This window comes from Pseudoxanthomonas sp. SORGH_AS_0997, from assembly GCF_031453535.1.
In the GTDB taxonomy this organism is placed as follows: Bacteria; Pseudomonadota; Gammaproteobacteria; order Xanthomonadales; family Xanthomonadaceae; genus Pseudoxanthomonas_A; species Pseudoxanthomonas_A winnipegensis.
Map to the genome: position 1 here is coordinate 2,852,756 of NZ_JAVIZI010000001.1, position 14,999 is coordinate 2,867,754.

Consider the following 14,999-nt stretch of genomic DNA (forward strand, 5'->3'; position numbering starts at 1 on the left):
GCGGCCCGACGTCCACGCCTGCCACGCGCGAACCCGAAGTTTCCGTGGAGATGCGTGCATGCTCACCTTCGATAGCGGTCAGGCCCCCGTCCAGCGCCACGACGCGCTCTACGACAAGCTGGCCGCGCTGCTGCAAGCGGCGGACGTCAGGCTGGATGGCCACCGCCCCTGGGACCTGCGCCTGCTGCACCCGGACGTGCCGGCGCGCGTGTTCGCCCAGGGCAACCTGGGCCTGGGCGAGGCCTACATGGACGGTCACTGGGAATGCGACCGGCTGGACGAACTTTTCCACCGCGTGCTGCGCGCCGACCTGCCCCGCCAGGTCCGGCCGCTGCAGCTGCTGGGCCATCACCTGCGCGCCCGCCTGCTCAACCTGCAGACCGCGCGCCGTGCCTGGCAGGTCGGCGAGGCGCACTACGATCTGGGCAACGACTTCTACGCGGCCATGCTCGATGCGCGCATGACCTACACCTGCGGCTACTGGGAGCACGCGCAGACGCTGGATGAGGCGCAGGAAGCCAAGCTGGATCTGGTCTGCCGCAAGCTGGGCCTGCAGCCGGGCATGCGCGTGCTGGACATCGGCTGCGGCTGGGGCAGCTTCATGGCCTATGCCGCGCAGCATTACGGCGTGGAATGCGTCGGGGTGACCATCTCGCGCGAACAGGCGGCCTGGGTCCAGCAGCGCTATCCGGACCTGCCGATCGAAGTGCGGCTGCAGGACTACCGCGACCTGGACGGGCGCTTCGACCGCATCGCCAGCATCGGCATGTTCGAGCATGTCGGCCATCGCAACTACGCCACCTTCATGGAGGTGGCGGCGCGCTGCCTGGCGCCGGATGGCCTGTTCCTGCTGCACACCATCGGCAAGACCGTGGCCGGCGCGACCGATCCGTGGACGCATCGCTACATCTTCCCCAACGGCGAGATCCCGACGCTGCAGCAGATCGGCACCGCCTGCGAGGGCCGGCTCGTGATCGAGGACGTGCACAACTTCGGCGCTGACTACGATCGCACCCTGATGGCCTGGCATGCCAACTTCGCCCGCGCGTGGCCGCGCTTCGCCGAGGCGCTGGGCGAGCGCTTCGGCCGCATGTGGCGCTACTACCTGCTGTCCTGCGCCGGTGCGTTCCGTGCGCGCGACCTGCAGCTGTGGCAGCTGGTGCTGTCCGCGCGTGGCCTGGAGGGCGGCTACCGGCGGCCGTAGGCAAGCATGGTGATGCGTTGCCGACCTTCGCCTGGCTGCGCTAGGCTACGCGCGATTTTCGACAGGCTGACGCCTGCCGCGTAAGCGTTCACGTCAACCAACGCGCACCCCGTCCCTCTCTCCGGACGCAGGTCGCGCGCGGGTTCGTTCTCGGGCACGACCGGCTACCGGCTTACATCCCGAGACCTGTCCATGCATGCACTTCCTTCCGACCGCGCGGCCACCTGGCGCCTGGCACGCCTGTGCCTGGCGACCTTCATCGCCTATCTGAGCATCGCCGTCCCGCTACCGGTGCTGCCGGTGTTCGTCCGCGACACGCTGCAGCAGTCCAACCTGATCGTCGGCTGCGTGATCGGCGTGCAGTTCGTCGCCACCGTGCTGACGCGTGGCCTCGCCGGCCGCATCGCCGACACCCGCGGCCCGGCCCGGGCCATGCGCCGCGGCTGCCTGCTGCTGGCCGCGTCGGGCGCCACCTACCTGCTGGCCGCCGCGCTACCCGGCGCCGCCTTGCCCCTGCTGATCATCGGCAGGCTGGCGACCGGCATGGGCGAGAGCCTGCTGGTTACCGGCATGCTGGCCTGGGGCATCGGCACGGTCGGCCAGCCGCGCGCCGGACGGGTCATGACCTGGGTCGGACTGGCGATCTTCGCCTCGCTGGCCGTCGGCGCGCCGATCGGCGTGGCGATGGCGCAATCGTGGGGCTTCACCGCCGTGGCCGGCGCCTGCCTGCTGGTGCCGCTGCTGGCGTGGGCGATGACCGCCGGGGTGCCCGCGCCGCAGCCGGTCGCCGGCGCGCGCCTGCCGCTGCGCGACGTGCTGGGCCGCATCGCGCTGCCGGCGGTGGGACTGGCGCTGCAGGGCGTGGGCTTCGCCTCCATCAGCACCTTCGCCGTGCTGTACTTCAATGACCAGCACTGGCGCGGGGCCGCGTGGGCGCTGAGCGCCTTCGGCGGCGGATTCGTCCTGTCGCGGCTGCTCTTGGCAAGCAGCATCGACCGCTTCGGCGGCGCGCGCGTGGCGGCGGTCTCGATGATTGGCGAGGGCGTCGGGCTGGCACTGCTTGCGCTGGCCACCACGCCTGCGCTCGCCTTGGCCGGCGCCTTCGTCGCCGGCATGGGCTGCTCGCTGGTGTTCCCGGCGCTGGGCGTGGTGGTGGTGCAGCGCGTGCCGGCACAGATGCGCGCCACCGCGCTGGGCGGCTATGCGGCGTTCCAGGACATCGCCTATGCGATCACCGGGCCGCTGGCCGGCATCGTGGCCACGCACCTGGGCTATGCGGCGATCTTTGCGCTGGCCACGTTGTCTGCGGCGTGCGGCGTGGGCGTGGCGATCGGCCTGGCCCTCCGCACGCGGAGGGCGCAGACCTGAGGCTGCACGCCCTCGTGCGGCCTCAGGCGCGCAGCGCGGCGGCGTGGAAGGCGATGTGCTCGCCGATGAAGCTGGCCATGAAGTAGTAGCTGTGGTCGTAGCCGGGCTGCATCCGCAGCGTGATCGGGTAGCCCACCTCGGCCGCGGCCTGTGCGAACAGCTGCGGCTTGAGCTGGCCTTCCAGGAACTCGTCGGCATCGCCCTGATCGATCAGCAGCGGCAACCGCGGCGCCGAGGTCTTCACCAGTTCGGTGGCGTCGTACGCCTTCCAGGCGGCACGGTCCTCGCCCAGGTAGGCGGCGAAGGCCTTCTGTCCCCACGGCACCTGCGTCGGCGCGACGATCGGCGAGAACGCCGACACGCTGCGATAGCGCTGCGGATTGCGCAGGGCGATCGCCAGCGCGCCGTGGCCGCCCATCGAGTGCCCGAAGATCGAACGCGCGTCGCTCACGGGGAAGTTCGCCTCGATCAGCGCAGGCAACTCCTCCACGATGTAGTCGTCCATGCGGTAGTGCGCCGCCCAGGGCTGCTGGGTGGCGTTGACGTAGAAGCCCGCGCCCTTGCCCAGGTCGTAGCCCTCGGCATCGGCCACCTCGTCGCCGCGCGGACTGGTGTCCGGCGCGACGACGATCACCCCATGCTCGGCCGCGTAGCGCTGCGCGCCGGCCTTGGTGATGAAGTTCTGTTCGGTGCAGGTCAGGCCCGAGAGCCAGTACAGCACCGGCAGCCTCGCGCCGGCCTGCGCCTGCGGCGGCAGGTAGACGGCGAAGTTCATCTGGCAACCCAGCACCTGCGAGCTGTGCCGGTAGACGTCCTGCCAGCCGCCGAAGCAGGCGCGGTGTTCGATGCGTTCCATGGCGGCGGCTTCAGTAATGGATGACCGAGCGGATCGACTTGCCTTCGTGCATCAGGTGGAAGGCCTCGTTGATGTCGTCCAGCGGCATGGTGTGGGTCACGAACGGCGCCAGCTGGATCTCGCCCTTCATCGCGTCCTCGACCATGCCCGGCAGCTGCGTGCGGCCCTTGACCCCGCCGAAGGCGGTGCCCAGCCACTTGCGCCCGGTGACCAGCTGGAACGGCCGCGTGCTGATCTCCTGGCCCGCGCCGGCCACGCCGATGATCACGCTCTGGCCCCAGCCGCGGTGCGCGCATTCCAGCGCCGCGCGCATCACGTTGACGTTGCCGATGCACTCGAAGGAATGGTCCACGCCCCAGCCGGTCATCTCCACGATCACCTGCTGGATCGGCTTGTCGTAATCCTTCGGGTTGACGCAGTCGGTGGCGCCGAACTCGCGCGCCAGCTCGAACTTGGACGGGTTGGTGTCCACCGCGATGATGCGCCCGGCCTTGGCCTGGCGCGCGCCCTGGATCACTGCCAGGCCGATGCCGCCCAGCCCGAACACCGCGACCGAATCGCCCTCGGCCACCTTGGCCGTGTTGTGCACGGCGCCGATGCCGGTGGTGACGCCGCAGCCGAGCAGGCACACGTGCTCCGGGTTGGCCTCCGGGTTGACCTTGGCCAGCGAGACCTCGGCCACCACGGTGTACTCGCTGAAGGTCGAGCAGCCCATGTAGTGATAGATCGGCTGCCCCTCGTAGCTGAAGCGGCTGGTGCCGTCGGGCATCACGCCCTTGCCCTGGGTGGCGCGCACGGACACGCACAGGTTGGTCTTGCCGCTCTTGCAGAACAGGCACTGGCCGCACTCGGCGGTGTACAGCGGAATCACGTGGTCGCCCGGCGCCACGCTGGTCACGCCCTCGCCGACCTCGACCACGATGCCGGCGCCTTCGTGGCCGAGCACCGCCGGGAACAGTCCTTCCGGGTCGTCGCCGCTGAGGGTGAAGGCGTCGGTGTGGCACACGCCGGTGTGGGTGATCTTCACCAGCACTTCGCCGGCCTTGGGCGGGGCGACGTCGATCTCGACGATCTTCAGCGGCTGGCCGGGACCGAATGCGACGGCGGCACGGGATTTCATGGTGGAAGTCTCCTTAAGCATTAAGAAAAAAGAGCGGAGCGCGACGCGCCCGGCTTACTTGAGGTACGAGCGCACCAGGCCGGTCATCTCGGCCACACGCGCCTCGCGCTGGATGTCGTCATCGGCCGGCTGGCCGAAGGTCTCGCGGATATGGGCTTCCATGACCTCGGACATCAGGCCGTTGACCGCGCCGCGGATGGCGGCGATCTGCTGCAGCACCGGGCCACAGTCGGCGCCAGCCTCCAGCGCGCGCTCCAGCGCCTCGGTCTGGCCGCGGATGCGGCGCAGGCGGCTGAGCACGCGCTTCTTTTCCGTCACCGAATGCGGCATGGCGGCTCCTCGCGGATACTGGGGGATAGTATCCAGAGCCGCACCCGGACATGCAAGCCCGCGCACACGCACGCGCCGGCATGTGCGCGACACATGCCGGGCGATGACGCGGCGGGAGGGACGGCTTTCAGGGCCCGCAGCGGGCCGGGGACTGGCCGGAAACGCCCAGGCAGCGGGCGCTGGACCACCGCCGGCTGAACGCGACCCGGGACGTGGCGGCGGATGGCACGACTGACAAACGCGACCTAAACTGGCGCAGTATTCAAGCGCTCATGAACGCCATCCTTGCCGATATGGACCCCGAATTCCGCATCCTGGTTGTCGACGACGATCCGGACCTGCGCCGTCTCACCGTCGATTTCCTGATCGGCCACGGTTATCTGGTGGACGAGGCCGACAGCGCCAAGGAGATGTGGGAGACGCTGGAATCCGGGCGTCCCGACCTGATCATCCTGGACGTGATGATGCCCGGCGAGGATGGCCTGAGCGTGGCGCGCCGGCTCAACACCGGCAACGGTCCGGCGGTGCTGATGCTCAGCGCGCTGGGCAACGACACCGACCGCATCGTCGGGCTGGAGGTCGGCGCCGACGACTACCTGGCCAAGCCCTGCAACCCGCGCGAGCTGCTGGCCCGCGTGCGCGCCCTGCTGCGCCGGCAGAAAGCCTTCGGCTCGGCGCCCGAAACGCGCGGCAGCCAGTACGAATTCGGCGGCTGGCGCCTGGACGCGGTGCGCCGCGACCTGCGCGATCCCAGCGGCACCTACATCACCCTGTCCGACGGCGAGTTCTCGCTGCTGCGCACCTTCGTCGAACATCCCCAGCGCGTGCTCAGCCGCGATCAGCTGCTGGACATGGCGCGCGGCCGCGGCACCGAGGTGTTCGACCGCGCCATCGACAGCCAGGTCAGCCGCCTGCGTCGCAAGATCAACGGCCGCGGCCACGCCGAACTGATCCGCACCGTGCGCAACGAAGGCTACATGCTGCTGCCGTCGGTCACGCGCCTGTGAGGCCAGCGGCCGGAGGCCGCTCCGGCCGCTCGATCTTCTCCCGGACCTTCCTGCTGCTTGCGGCAGCGCTGGTGCTGGCCCAGTGCATCGGTCTGGCGGTGCTGTTCCTGCGCACGCCGGTCTACAACCCGCCGGTGCAGCTGCCCGAACTGGTGGCGCTGCTGTCCACGCGCATGCCGGCCAGCAGTCCCAACGTCTCGGTCACCGACGAGCGCGAGGCGCCGGTACCGTCGGCCGGCATGAACCGCGAAGACCCCTTCATGCGCCGCGTGCTGGCCGGCTGGCTGCGCCAGGATCTGAATCAGATCCGCGTCTACCGCCCCCACCACGACGTGGCCCGCGGCGAACAGGAGCGCCTGAACGACGGGATGGTGCCGCTGTCGATGGGCCAGGAGCCGGCCTGGATGCGCCGGCGCGGGGTGGCGACGATTCCGGGCATGACCGCAGGGCCCTTCGTCCCGTCCCTGCCGCCGCAGGCCATTCCCCAGGACATCGCCGCACCGGAGGCCGGCCAGAGCTCCCAAGGCAATGCCTTCGCCCGGCAACGCGAGACCCCGCTGGTGCTGCGCTTCGGCGCCGGGCTGGAGAACGGCTTCATCGCCGCGGCCCAGCAGGACGACGGCCACTGGCGCGTGGTGCGCTACGCCGGGCGCACGCTGTCCACCGCCTTCAAGCTGCAGCTGCTGGCGCTGTTCTCGTTCGGCCTGCTGCTGATGCTGCCGCTGGCCTGGTGGTTCTCGCGCGCGCTGTCCAAGCCGATCCGCGATTTCGCCGCCGCCGCCGACCGCCTGGGCCGCGACCCGGACGCGCCGCCGCTGGAGCGGCGCGGCCCGGCCGAGATCCTGCAGGCCACCGATTCGTTCAATGCCATGCAGGCGCGCCTGAGCCGCATGGTCGCCGAGCGCACCCACATGGTCGGCGCGATCGCCCACGACCTGCGCACGCCGCTGGCGCGCCTGGCCTTCCGCCTGGACGACATCGACTCGCCGCTGCGCGAACGCGCCGCCGCCGACATCGATGAGATGAAGCACATGATCAGCGTCGCGCTGGAGTTCCTGCGCGACCAGTCCTTCCGCGGCCCACGCGAGCGGCTGGATTTCCGCGACCTGGTCGAGAGCGTGGTCGACGACGCGGCCGACATCGGCCAGGACGTGACCCTGACGGCGGACAGCCAGCGGGTGATGATCGACGCCGATCCGCTGGCGCTGCGGCGCGTGGTCGGCAACCTGATCGGCAACGCGGTCAAGTACGGCACCCGCGCGCGGGTCAAGGTCCGCGCCATCGATGGCCACGCCCTGCTGGAGATCGAGGACGATGGGCCGGGCATCGACCTGGCGCTGGGCGACAAGTTGTTCATGCCGTTCTTCCGCGGCGAGAACTCGCGCAACAAGGAGACCGGCGGCATCGGCCTGGGCCTGGCCTCGGCCCGCGCGATCGTGCTGCGCCACGGCGGCGAGATCGGCCTGGCCAACCTGGACCAGGGCGGCCTGCAGGCCTGGGTGACGCTGCCGCGCGCGCGCGACGACGCGTAGCGCGATCGGCTTCGAGGCGCGTGCGGAGCCGCGCCCAGCTCGCCTGGCCCGAGCGGGATCGCACTGATCCGCGGCTGACATCTCCTCGTCGTTCCCGCGAAAGCGGGAACCCAAGGACTTTCGCCGCCTGCTCCAACGTCCATGGATTCCCGCGCTCGCGGGAACGACGGATCTGGGTGGCGAAAACGCGCCGTCTTGCCGTCGCCCGAAGCATGGACGGGAGGGCGGCCGATGTCCTGTCCCGGGCGGATCCTGCGCATTGCCATGGAACCGTCCCGATCTGCGACAGCGCCATGTCCTTCGTTGCCCCGCCGCACCGACCGCTCCGGCAAGCGCTGCATGCGCTCGGCCTGCTGGCGCTGCTCCTGCTCCCGCTGGGCTGTGGTCGCGCGCCCGCGGACGGCAAGCCGGATGGAGCGCAATCCAAGCCTGCCGCCATGATCGACCAGGCGCAGCTGGACCGCCTCAAAGCCGAGGGACCGGTGGCCAACGCGCGCCGGGTGGCGCCGATCGACTATGTGCTGCACTACCGGCTGATGCAGGCCACCGGCATGGTCGACGCGCTGGGCGGGCAGCCGCAGGCGCTGGAGGCCCTGCAGGCGCTGGGCAACGCCTACCAGCGGCACGCCGAAGCGCTGGCTGCGCATCCACCGAGGCTGCAGCCGGTTGCGTTCACGGGAGAGGGCATGTCCTCCGGTTTCGTGGGATTTGGCATGGGCGTGTTCGGCGGCAGCCTGGTCAGCAGCATGTCCGGCTATATGGTCAGTGAGGCCTCCGACGCGCGTGTGGCCGAACTGGTCAAGGCAGGCCCCATCGAGCTGAGCAGGAACGACCGGGGCGGCATGGGGATGACGGTGACCGACACGACCGTCGAACAGACCCTCGAGTACGCCATGAACGAACACGGCATCAGCGGCGCGCTGAAGGTGCGCACGCGCATGGACACCTGTCCGGACCGCGAGGGCAGGGTGAGCATGACCATGGACGTGGACTCGAAGATGGCGGTCACCGGCAAGCCCGGCATCGGCGGCGCGGTCACCGCGCATTTCATCCTGGAACGCTGGCTGGACGACGATGCCCACCTGATCAATGCCCAGGACGGAAGCGCCTCGCACCTGGACATCCGCATGAGCGGCAGCGAACACGGCGCCATCCAGTCGGCCGACGTCAGCATGGGCCTGGGCCGCGACGGCCAGGGCACCTTCACCGAGCATGGCGAGCAGGGCTTCAGCATCTTCCATCCGGACGAAGCCGAGAGCGCCTACAAACTGCTGCAGGGCGCACAACTTTTCATGCACCTGATGTCCGAGGCGGCGCTGCGCAGCGCGCCGTGGCAATCCGGGCGCTGCGTAAAACTCGAGGTCACCAGCGACCCGGCCAAGCGCACCGGCGCGCGCCCCAACACCGCCTACACCCTCAGAGCCATGCCAAGGGCGAAGGCCGACGGCGCACCCACCCGCGGCACGGTCACCGCGACCTTGAGCGGTGGCAGCACGCTCAACCCCACCGGCAAGGTCAAGGCCGATGCGCAGTTCGACTACGCCAACCCGGACCAGCGCGACCAACGCGCCAGCATCGCCTTCGAGGCGCGCAGCAAGCGCGGCGTGGGCAAGGCCACGCTGACCTTCGACACCCTGCAGGGCGGCTGGCGGATCACGCTGCTGCCGGGCTGCCCCGCCATCCAGGGCGATGCGCGGGTCTGCGACCTGACCAGGCCGTTCGCGATCCGCGGCACCGGCGCCGAGTGCAGCCGGGCGAATGTCTCCATGCAGTTCACGCCCACCGACGACCGCCACGGCCGCTACCGCTGGCTGACCTCCATCGGCTCGATCAAGGCCGACTACGGCGGCAGCTACACCATCGAAACCGACGGCGACACCGCGGTGATCCAGACCCAGGCCGCCGGCTGCGCCACCGGCCCGGGCGGCAAGGCCTGCGGCGGCGCCAGCCCCGGCATCCCGATGGTGCGCGAACCGCAGTGCGCCGACGGCCCTGACGGATGAGCGAGGCCGCCACCGCCGTCCCGTTCTCTCGCTTGCCTTGCGCCGACCTCCCGCTTACGGACAGGCCCGCGCCCGACCCACCCTTCCACACTCGACCGGAGACATCCTCATGCGACCCCGACACCTGATGCTCGCCCTGCTGCCGCTCGCCGCCGGCCTCCCCGCCGCCGCCCATGCCGAAGGCTGGTGCCTGGGCGCGGCCATCCGTGCGCGCTACGTGGCGCACTTCGCCAACAGCGCCGGACTGAGCGTGCGGGATCTGGAACTGGCTTACAAAGCCCACCTGCAGAAAGCGGCCCCGCAATCCTTCAACTGGGTCAACAGCGGCAACGTCGAATGCGGCACGGGCAGCAACGACCGCAACAACACGCTAGAGGGCGGCAACACCGGGCAGACCGTCGCGGTGGGCTGGCAGCCCAGCCCTGCCGATCTGGAGGCCGGCAGGGCCGAGAAAGCCAGGCTGGAGGCCGCACAAGCCACACAGGCCACACAGGCACAACCCACCGACGCGCCGGCGCAGAACACCGACGCACAGCCCGCGCAGGCAGAGACGATCAGCAAGGCCAGGAAGCTGCTGAAGTCGCTTACCGACAAGATCCCGCGATAGGTCCCGCACCGCGGACCGCGGCAACGCGGATGTCGCGCGCGGGGTCGAACGCGATATCGCCGCAGGGCGCCCAACCCGCGTGGGCGCTCAGCGGTAGGCGAACTCGCGGAAGACCGGGTCCACGCTGCGGCGCCATGCGCCCTCGTACAACGCCAGCTTGGCGTCGGCCGCGCTCACACCCGAATCGACGATGGCATGCAGCGGATCGAGGAAGCCGGTCTCGTCGCGACCTGCGTGCAGGCGGGCGCGCCGCGCCAGGCCGGCGTGGGCGATCTCCAGCGCGCGCCGCGCCAGATCGCGCACGCTGCCGCCACGGAACGGCAGGCGCAGGCCATGCCGCGGTACGCCGTCGCGCAGGGCGTGGCGCTCTTCGCCGGTGAAGTCGCGCACCAGGTCCCAGGCCGCATCCAGCGCCGCATCGTCGTACAGCAAGCCCACCCAGAAGGCCGGCAACGCGGCCAGACGATCGGGCGTGCCCGCATCGGCGCCGCGCATCTCCAGGTACTTCTTCATGCGCACCTCCGGGAAGGCAGTGGTCATGTGATCGGACCAGTCGCGCAGCGTGGGCAGCGCCCCGGGCAGCACCGGCAGCCGGCCCTTGAGGAAGTCGCGGAAGCTCTGGCCGGAGGCGTCGTGGTAGATGCCGTCGCGGTAGGAGAAGTACATCGGCACGTCGAGCAGATAGTCGACATAGCGCTCGAAGCCGAAGCCGTCCTCGAACACGAAATCCAGCATGCCGGTGCGGTCGCCATCGGTATCGGTCCAGATGTGCGAACGGTAGCTCTGGTAGCCGTTGGGCGCGCCGTCGGTGAACGGCGAGTCGGCGAACAGCGCCGTGGCGATCGGCTGCAGCGCCAGCGACACGCGGAACTTCTTGACCATGTCCGCCTCGCTGCCGTAGTCCAGATTGACCTGGACGGTGCAGGTGCGCGTCATCATGTCCAGGCCGAGCTTGCCGACCTTGGGCATGTAGGACTTCATGATCTGGTAGCGGCCCTTGGGCATCCACGGCATGTCCGCGCGCGTCCACTTGGGCTGGAAGCCCATGCCCAAAAAGCCCAGGCGCAGCTCGTCGGCGACCTGGCGCACTTCGTCCAGGTGAACGGTCAGCTCGTCGCCGGTCTCATGGAGCGTCTCCAGCGCCGCGCCCGAGAGCTCGAGCTGACCGGCCGGCTCCAGCGTGACCGAGGCGCCGTCGCGCAGCAGCGCGATGGTGCGGCCGTCCTCCTGCACCGGCTGCCAGCCGAAGCGCGTCAGCCCGACCAGCAGCGCCTCGATGCCGCGCTCGCCCTCGAAGGTGGGCGGGCGCAGATCGTCGGTGCGGAAGCCGAACTTCTCGTGCTCGGTGCCGATGCGCCACGCCTCGCGCGGCCGCGCCCCGGAGGCGGCGTAATCGACCAGCTGCGACAGCGTGGTGATCGGGGTATCGGCAACGTGGCTGGGACTGGACAAGGGCGACTCGCAACGAAGAGGGGGGCGATCTGGCGCCGCGGGGGGGACCAGCACAACGGCCGCATGATACCGGGCGATCCCCGCCGCATCGTCGACGCTGGCGTCTCTTGAGCTTTCCGTTGCTGAGCACCCGATCGACTCAGCGGGCATGTGCGACGAGGCTCCACTGGAATCGGTCTGCGCGCGGCACTCGCATGCGGGACTCCTTGGCGGGCAATCCATGCCAGACACTGGCAGCCTCGACCAACGCGCCCGCTCGCGTTAGCCGATACGACATCGATCGACATCTACTCCGCCACGCAGCGCGGCCCATCCTGCGTAGTCGATCGACCTGCGCTCAGGAACGCACACGCATCGATCGCCCCTGCGCGAGCGCATCGCATTCGCGCCAGGCCTCGCAGTTCGCGCCGGGTGGTCGTGGTTGGCTAGGCTGTGGCCTCCCGATCGCCGGTCATCGCCCATGCGCAAGTTCCACGCCGAAGTCCACCGCAGCAACCGCACCGGCTGGCTGCGCGCCGCCGTGCTCGGCGCCAACGACGGCATCGTCTCCGTCGCCGGGCTGATGGTCGGCGTGGCGGCCAGCGGCGCGGGCCAGGGCGCGTTGGTCGCCACCGGCGTGGCCGGGCTCGTAGCCGGGGCGATGTCGATGGCGGCCGGCGAATACGTGTCGGTCAGCTCGCAGGCCGATACCGAGCGCGCGGACCTCAGGCTGGAGAAGCGAGAGCTGGCCGAAGACCCGCACAACGAGCTGATCGAGCTGGCCGGTATCTACGAGCAGCGCGGCCTGGAGCCCGCGCTGGCGCGTCAGGTGGCCGAGCAGCTGACCGCGCACGACGCCCTGGCCGCCCACGCCCGCGACGAGTTGGGCATCACCGAGGCCCTGCGCGCGCGGCCGGTGCAGGCGGCGCTGGCCTCGGCGGCGGCGTTCTCCACCGGCGCGGTGCTGCCGCTGCTGGCGGCGTTGCTGTTCCCGGCGCAGGCGCGGCTGGCGGTGATCGTGGCCACGCTGCTGGCGCTGCTGGCATCCGGCGCGCTGGCCGCGCGCGCCGGCGGCGCGTCGACGCTGCGCGGGGCGCTGCGGGTCACCTTCTGGGGCGCGCTGGCGATGGCGGCGGCGGATCTGGTGGGGCGTGCGTTCGACGTGTCGCCGTCAGGGTTGGGCGGCTGACCATCACCCGTCGTTCCCGCGAAAGCGGGAACCCAGTGCACTGGTTTGGCGCTTGAACGTCCATGGGTTCCCGCTTTCGCGGGAACGACAGTAGGGAGGTTTGCTACTGGGTGCGGCGCGCGCCTTGGATCCACCTGCTCGTCAAAAGCCAATCGGGCGGCACGCGATGAACTCAAAACTCGTCATCCCCGCGAACGCGGGGATCCAGGGACTTCCGTGCAGGTCGAGCGACGTCCATGGGTTCCCGCGCACCCGGGAACGACGGTAGGGAGGTTTGCTACTGGGTGCGGCGTGAGCTTTGCACCCACCTGCTCCCCGAAAGCCGATCCCGCTGCGCGCGATGAACTCAAAACTCGTCATCCCCGCGAACGCGGGGATCCAGGGACGTCCGTGCAGGTCGAGCAACGTCCATGGGTTCCCGCCTTCGCGGGAACGACGGTAGAGGGTTTGTCGCGGCGCTGATCGGCCGCGACAGTGCGAACGGAAAGCCGCTACAGCGCGAACGGAAAGGGGAAACGCCGCGGCGCTTACTCGGCCGCGACGGCCGGCGCGGCCGCCGGCATCAGGTCCAGCCAGGTCTGCACCACGGCGCGAGCCTGGTCCACGCCCTGCTTGGACTCGGACGAGAACACCTGCACCCCGACGCTGTCGCCGAACGCCGAGGACAATTCCTTGCGCACCGCGGCCAGGGTCTGCGACTGCTGGCCGCGGCCGAGCTTGTCGCCCTTGGTCAGCAGCACGTGCGCCGGCAGGCTGCGCTGGACGGCATAGCCCAGCATCTGCCGGTCGTAGTCCTTGAGCGGATGGCGGATGTCCATCACCACCACCAGCCCGCGCAGGGACTGGCGGGTGGCGAAGTACTGGTCGATGAAGGCCTGCCAGTGCGCCTGCAGGTCCATCGGCACCTTGGCGTAGCCGTAGCCGGGCAGGTCGACCAGGCAGCGCTGCGGCCGGACCTCGAAGAACACCAGCTGCTGGGTCCGGCCCGGCGTCTTGGAGACCCGCGCCAGCGCGTTGTGGCCGGCCAGGGCGTTGAGGGCGCTGGACTTGCCGGCATTGGAACGCCCGGCGAAGGCCACCTCCAGTCCGTCGTCGGCAGGCAGCTGGCGGGCGTTGTGCGCGGACAGCAGGTAGCGCGCGGCGTTGAGATAGTTGGAGACGGCCATGGGCATAGGATCGCACGGCCGTCGCGCGGCACGGCGGCCATGTTGCAGCGCGCCATCTTTTCCGTGCATCTGCCCGGCATCTGCGCGCAACTGGCGCATTGCGCGCGCGGGACGCGCACTCGCATTGACCGTCCGAGCGGGCCATGACGATAATCGGCCGGCTTCGCGCGGCCCCGGGCCTTGCGGTGCGCGAACCATTGGGAATCACGGAGCTCCAGCTATGCGCCACGCTCGTGTCTTGGGACTGTCCAGCCTTGCCATCGTCGCCGTCGCGGCCGCCGCCTACGCGCAGACCAGCGTGACGCCGCTGCCGGACAACACCCCGGTGCAGGCCCAGCCGCTGGAGATCGACCTGACCAAGACCCACTGGGGCGATGCCAAGGCCGGCCAGAGCAAGGCCGGCACCTGCGCGGCCTGCCATGGTGCCGACGGCAACCCGGCCGCGCCGATCTATCCGCGCCTGGCTGGCCAGAGCGAGCGCTACATCGCCCAGCAGCTGGCGCTGTTCGCCACCGGCCAGCGCACCAGCGGCATGGCCGCGGTGATGATCCCCTTTGCCCAGAGCCTGAGCCCGCAGGACATGCGCGATGTCGGCGCCTACTTCGCCACGCAGAAGGCCGGCGCGGGCGTGGCCGACGACACCCCGATCACCGAGGGCCCGTACAAGGGGCTGAAGTTCTACCAGGTCGGCGAGCAGCTGTTCCGTGGCGGCGATGCCGCGCGCGGCATCCCGGCCTGCATGGCCTGCCACGGGCCCAGCGGCGCCGGCAACCCGGGCCCGCCGTATCCGCATGTCGGCGGCCAGCCGCAGGACTATGTGGTGCGACGCCTGCAGGAGTACCAGGCCGGCACGACCGCCTACAAGGATCCGGCCCACTTCCAGATCATGGCCCAGGTCGCCAAGCCGCTGACCGATCAGGAGATCCAGTCGCTGGGCAGCTACATCCAGGGCCTGCACGAGAGCGCCGCCGATGCGGCCGCCACCCCCTCGGCCAGCGCCTCGGCGCCGGCGCCCGCCGCGCCCGCGGAACCAACCGGGCAGTCCTGAGGTCCAAGCGGCGCACCGCGCCGGCGGCCACGGCTGTCGCCCCCGTCACCCACGACGCCGGCCCTGCATGGCCGGCGTCGTGCGTTTTGCCGGACAATCCCCCTCCCCACCCTCCCGACCGGAAGGAGCTCTCCCCGC

13 protein-coding genes are annotated in these 14,999 nt (G+C 70.3%); 8 read left to right on the forward strand and 5 right to left on the reverse strand.

Features of this window, described 5'->3' with window-relative positions; genetic code table 11:
• Positions 1-58 precede the first annotated feature (58 nt).
• Together cfa and QE438_RS12520 are read left to right on the forward strand one after the other, a co-directional pair.
• Positions 59-1,204: a cyclopropane fatty acyl phospholipid synthase gene (gene cfa, locus QE438_RS12515; RefSeq protein ID WP_306995228.1), complete on the forward strand. Its 1,146-nt coding sequence runs from the start codon at positions 59-61 to the stop codon at positions 1,202-1,204.
• Between the two features lie 192 nt (positions 1,205-1,396).
• Positions 1,397-2,572: an arabinose transporter gene (locus tag QE438_RS12520; protein WP_306995226.1), complete on the forward strand. Its 1,176-nt coding sequence runs from the start codon at positions 1,397-1,399 to the stop codon at positions 2,570-2,572.
• 22 nt (positions 2,573-2,594) lie between these two features.
• Here the strand turns inward: QE438_RS12520 and fghA are convergent, their stop codons facing one another.
• Genes fghA through QE438_RS12535 form a run of 3 tightly spaced genes read right to left on the reverse strand, consistent with a single transcriptional unit; the run spans position 2,595 to position 4,878 of the window.
• Positions 2,595-3,428 (reverse strand): S-formylglutathione hydrolase, encoded by an 834-nt coding sequence (gene fghA / locus QE438_RS12525; protein ID WP_306995224.1) that lies wholly within the window; start codon positions 3,426-3,428, stop codon positions 2,595-2,597.
• 10 nt (positions 3,429-3,438) lie between these two features.
• Complete coding sequence (locus tag QE438_RS12530) at positions 3,439-4,548, reverse strand: S-(hydroxymethyl)glutathione dehydrogenase/class III alcohol dehydrogenase (protein ID WP_130521714.1); 1,110 nt, start codon at positions 4,546-4,548, stop codon at positions 3,439-3,441.
• A gap of 54 nt (positions 4,549-4,602) precedes the next feature.
• Positions 4,603-4,878, reverse strand: coding sequence for a metal/formaldehyde-sensitive transcriptional repressor (locus tag QE438_RS12535; protein ID WP_130521713.1), 276 nt, complete (start codon positions 4,876-4,878; stop codon positions 4,603-4,605).
• 293 nt (positions 4,879-5,171) lie between these two features.
• Here QE438_RS12535 and QE438_RS12540 point away from each other — a divergent pair, with 293 nt between their 5' ends.
• The 4 genes from QE438_RS12540 (at position 5,172) to QE438_RS12555 (ending at position 10,027) form a co-directional block, all read left to right on the forward strand.
• Positions 5,172-5,885, forward strand: a complete 714-nt coding sequence (locus QE438_RS12540) for a response regulator (RefSeq protein ID WP_306996330.1) — start codon at positions 5,172-5,174, stop codon at positions 5,883-5,885.
• Positions 5,882-7,417: an ATP-binding protein gene (locus QE438_RS12545; RefSeq protein WP_286575668.1), complete on the forward strand. Its 1,536-nt coding sequence runs from the start codon at positions 5,882-5,884 to the stop codon at positions 7,415-7,417. The genes QE438_RS12540 and QE438_RS12545 overlap by 4 nt, the downstream gene beginning before the upstream one ends.
• 293 nt (positions 7,418-7,710) lie before the next feature.
• On the forward strand, positions 7,711-9,420 hold the full coding sequence (locus QE438_RS12550) for a hypothetical protein (RefSeq protein ID WP_306995221.1): 1,710 nt from the start codon (positions 7,711-7,713) through the stop codon (positions 9,418-9,420).
• A gap of 127 nt (positions 9,421-9,547) precedes the next feature.
• Positions 9,548-10,027, forward strand: a complete 480-nt coding sequence (locus tag QE438_RS12555; RefSeq protein ID WP_306995219.1) for a hypothetical protein — start codon at positions 9,548-9,550, stop codon at positions 10,025-10,027.
• Between the two features lie 87 nt (positions 10,028-10,114).
• Here QE438_RS12555 and QE438_RS12560 read toward each other — a convergent pair whose 3' ends face one another.
• Entirely contained in the window at positions 10,115-11,479 is a 1,365-nt protein-coding gene (locus tag QE438_RS12560) for a glutamate--cysteine ligase (protein WP_306995217.1), read from the reverse strand.
• A gap of 460 nt (positions 11,480-11,939) precedes the next feature.
• Between QE438_RS12560 and QE438_RS12565 the strand changes: the two genes are divergently transcribed.
• Complete coding sequence (locus QE438_RS12565) at positions 11,940-12,647, forward strand: VIT family protein (RefSeq protein WP_306995215.1); 708 nt, start codon at positions 11,940-11,942, stop codon at positions 12,645-12,647.
• Positions 12,648-13,174: 527 nt separating this feature from the next.
• Here QE438_RS12565 and yihA read toward each other — a convergent pair.
• Positions 13,175-13,813, reverse strand: coding sequence for a ribosome biogenesis GTP-binding protein YihA/YsxC (gene yihA, locus QE438_RS12570; protein WP_130525189.1), 639 nt, complete (start codon positions 13,811-13,813; stop codon positions 13,175-13,177).
• 220 nt (positions 13,814-14,033) lie between these two features.
• Between yihA and QE438_RS12575 the strand changes: the two genes are divergently transcribed.
• The gene (locus QE438_RS12575) at positions 14,034-14,861 is read left to right on the forward strand and encodes a c-type cytochrome (protein ID WP_306995212.1); all 828 of its coding nucleotides are present in this window, start codon (positions 14,034-14,036) and stop codon (positions 14,859-14,861) included.
• Positions 14,862-14,999 lie beyond the last annotated feature (138 nt).

Coding starts and splice junctions, on each gene's coding strand:
- QE438_RS12550 (WP_306995221.1), top strand. CDS start 7,711: ATGTCCTTCGTTGCCCCGCCGCACCGACCGCTCCGGCAAGCGCTGCAT.
- QE438_RS12520 (WP_306995226.1), top strand. CDS start 1,397: ATGCATGCACTTCCTTCCGACCGCGCGGCCACCTGGCGCCTGGCACGC.
- QE438_RS12535 (WP_130521713.1), bottom strand. CDS start 4,878: ATGCCGCATTCGGTGACGGAAAAGAAGCGCGTGCTCAGCCGCCTGCGC.
- QE438_RS12555 (WP_306995219.1), top strand. CDS start 9,548: ATGCTCGCCCTGCTGCCGCTCGCCGCCGGCCTCCCCGCCGCCGCCCAT.
- QE438_RS12530 (WP_130521714.1), bottom strand. CDS start 4,548: ATGAAATCCCGTGCCGCCGTCGCATTCGGTCCCGGCCAGCCGCTGAAG.
- QE438_RS12565 (WP_306995215.1), top strand. CDS start 11,940: ATGCGCAAGTTCCACGCCGAAGTCCACCGCAGCAACCGCACCGGCTGG.
- QE438_RS12575 (WP_306995212.1), top strand. CDS start 14,034: ATGCGCCACGCTCGTGTCTTGGGACTGTCCAGCCTTGCCATCGTCGCC.
- cfa (WP_306995228.1), top strand. CDS start 59: ATGCTCACCTTCGATAGCGGTCAGGCCCCCGTCCAGCGCCACGACGCG.
- QE438_RS12540 (WP_306996330.1), top strand. CDS start 5,172: ATGGACCCCGAATTCCGCATCCTGGTTGTCGACGACGATCCGGACCTG.
- yihA (WP_130525189.1), bottom strand. CDS start 13,813: ATGGCCGTCTCCAACTATCTCAACGCCGCGCGCTACCTGCTGTCCGCG.
- fghA (WP_306995224.1), bottom strand. CDS start 3,428: ATGGAACGCATCGAACACCGCGCCTGCTTCGGCGGCTGGCAGGACGTC.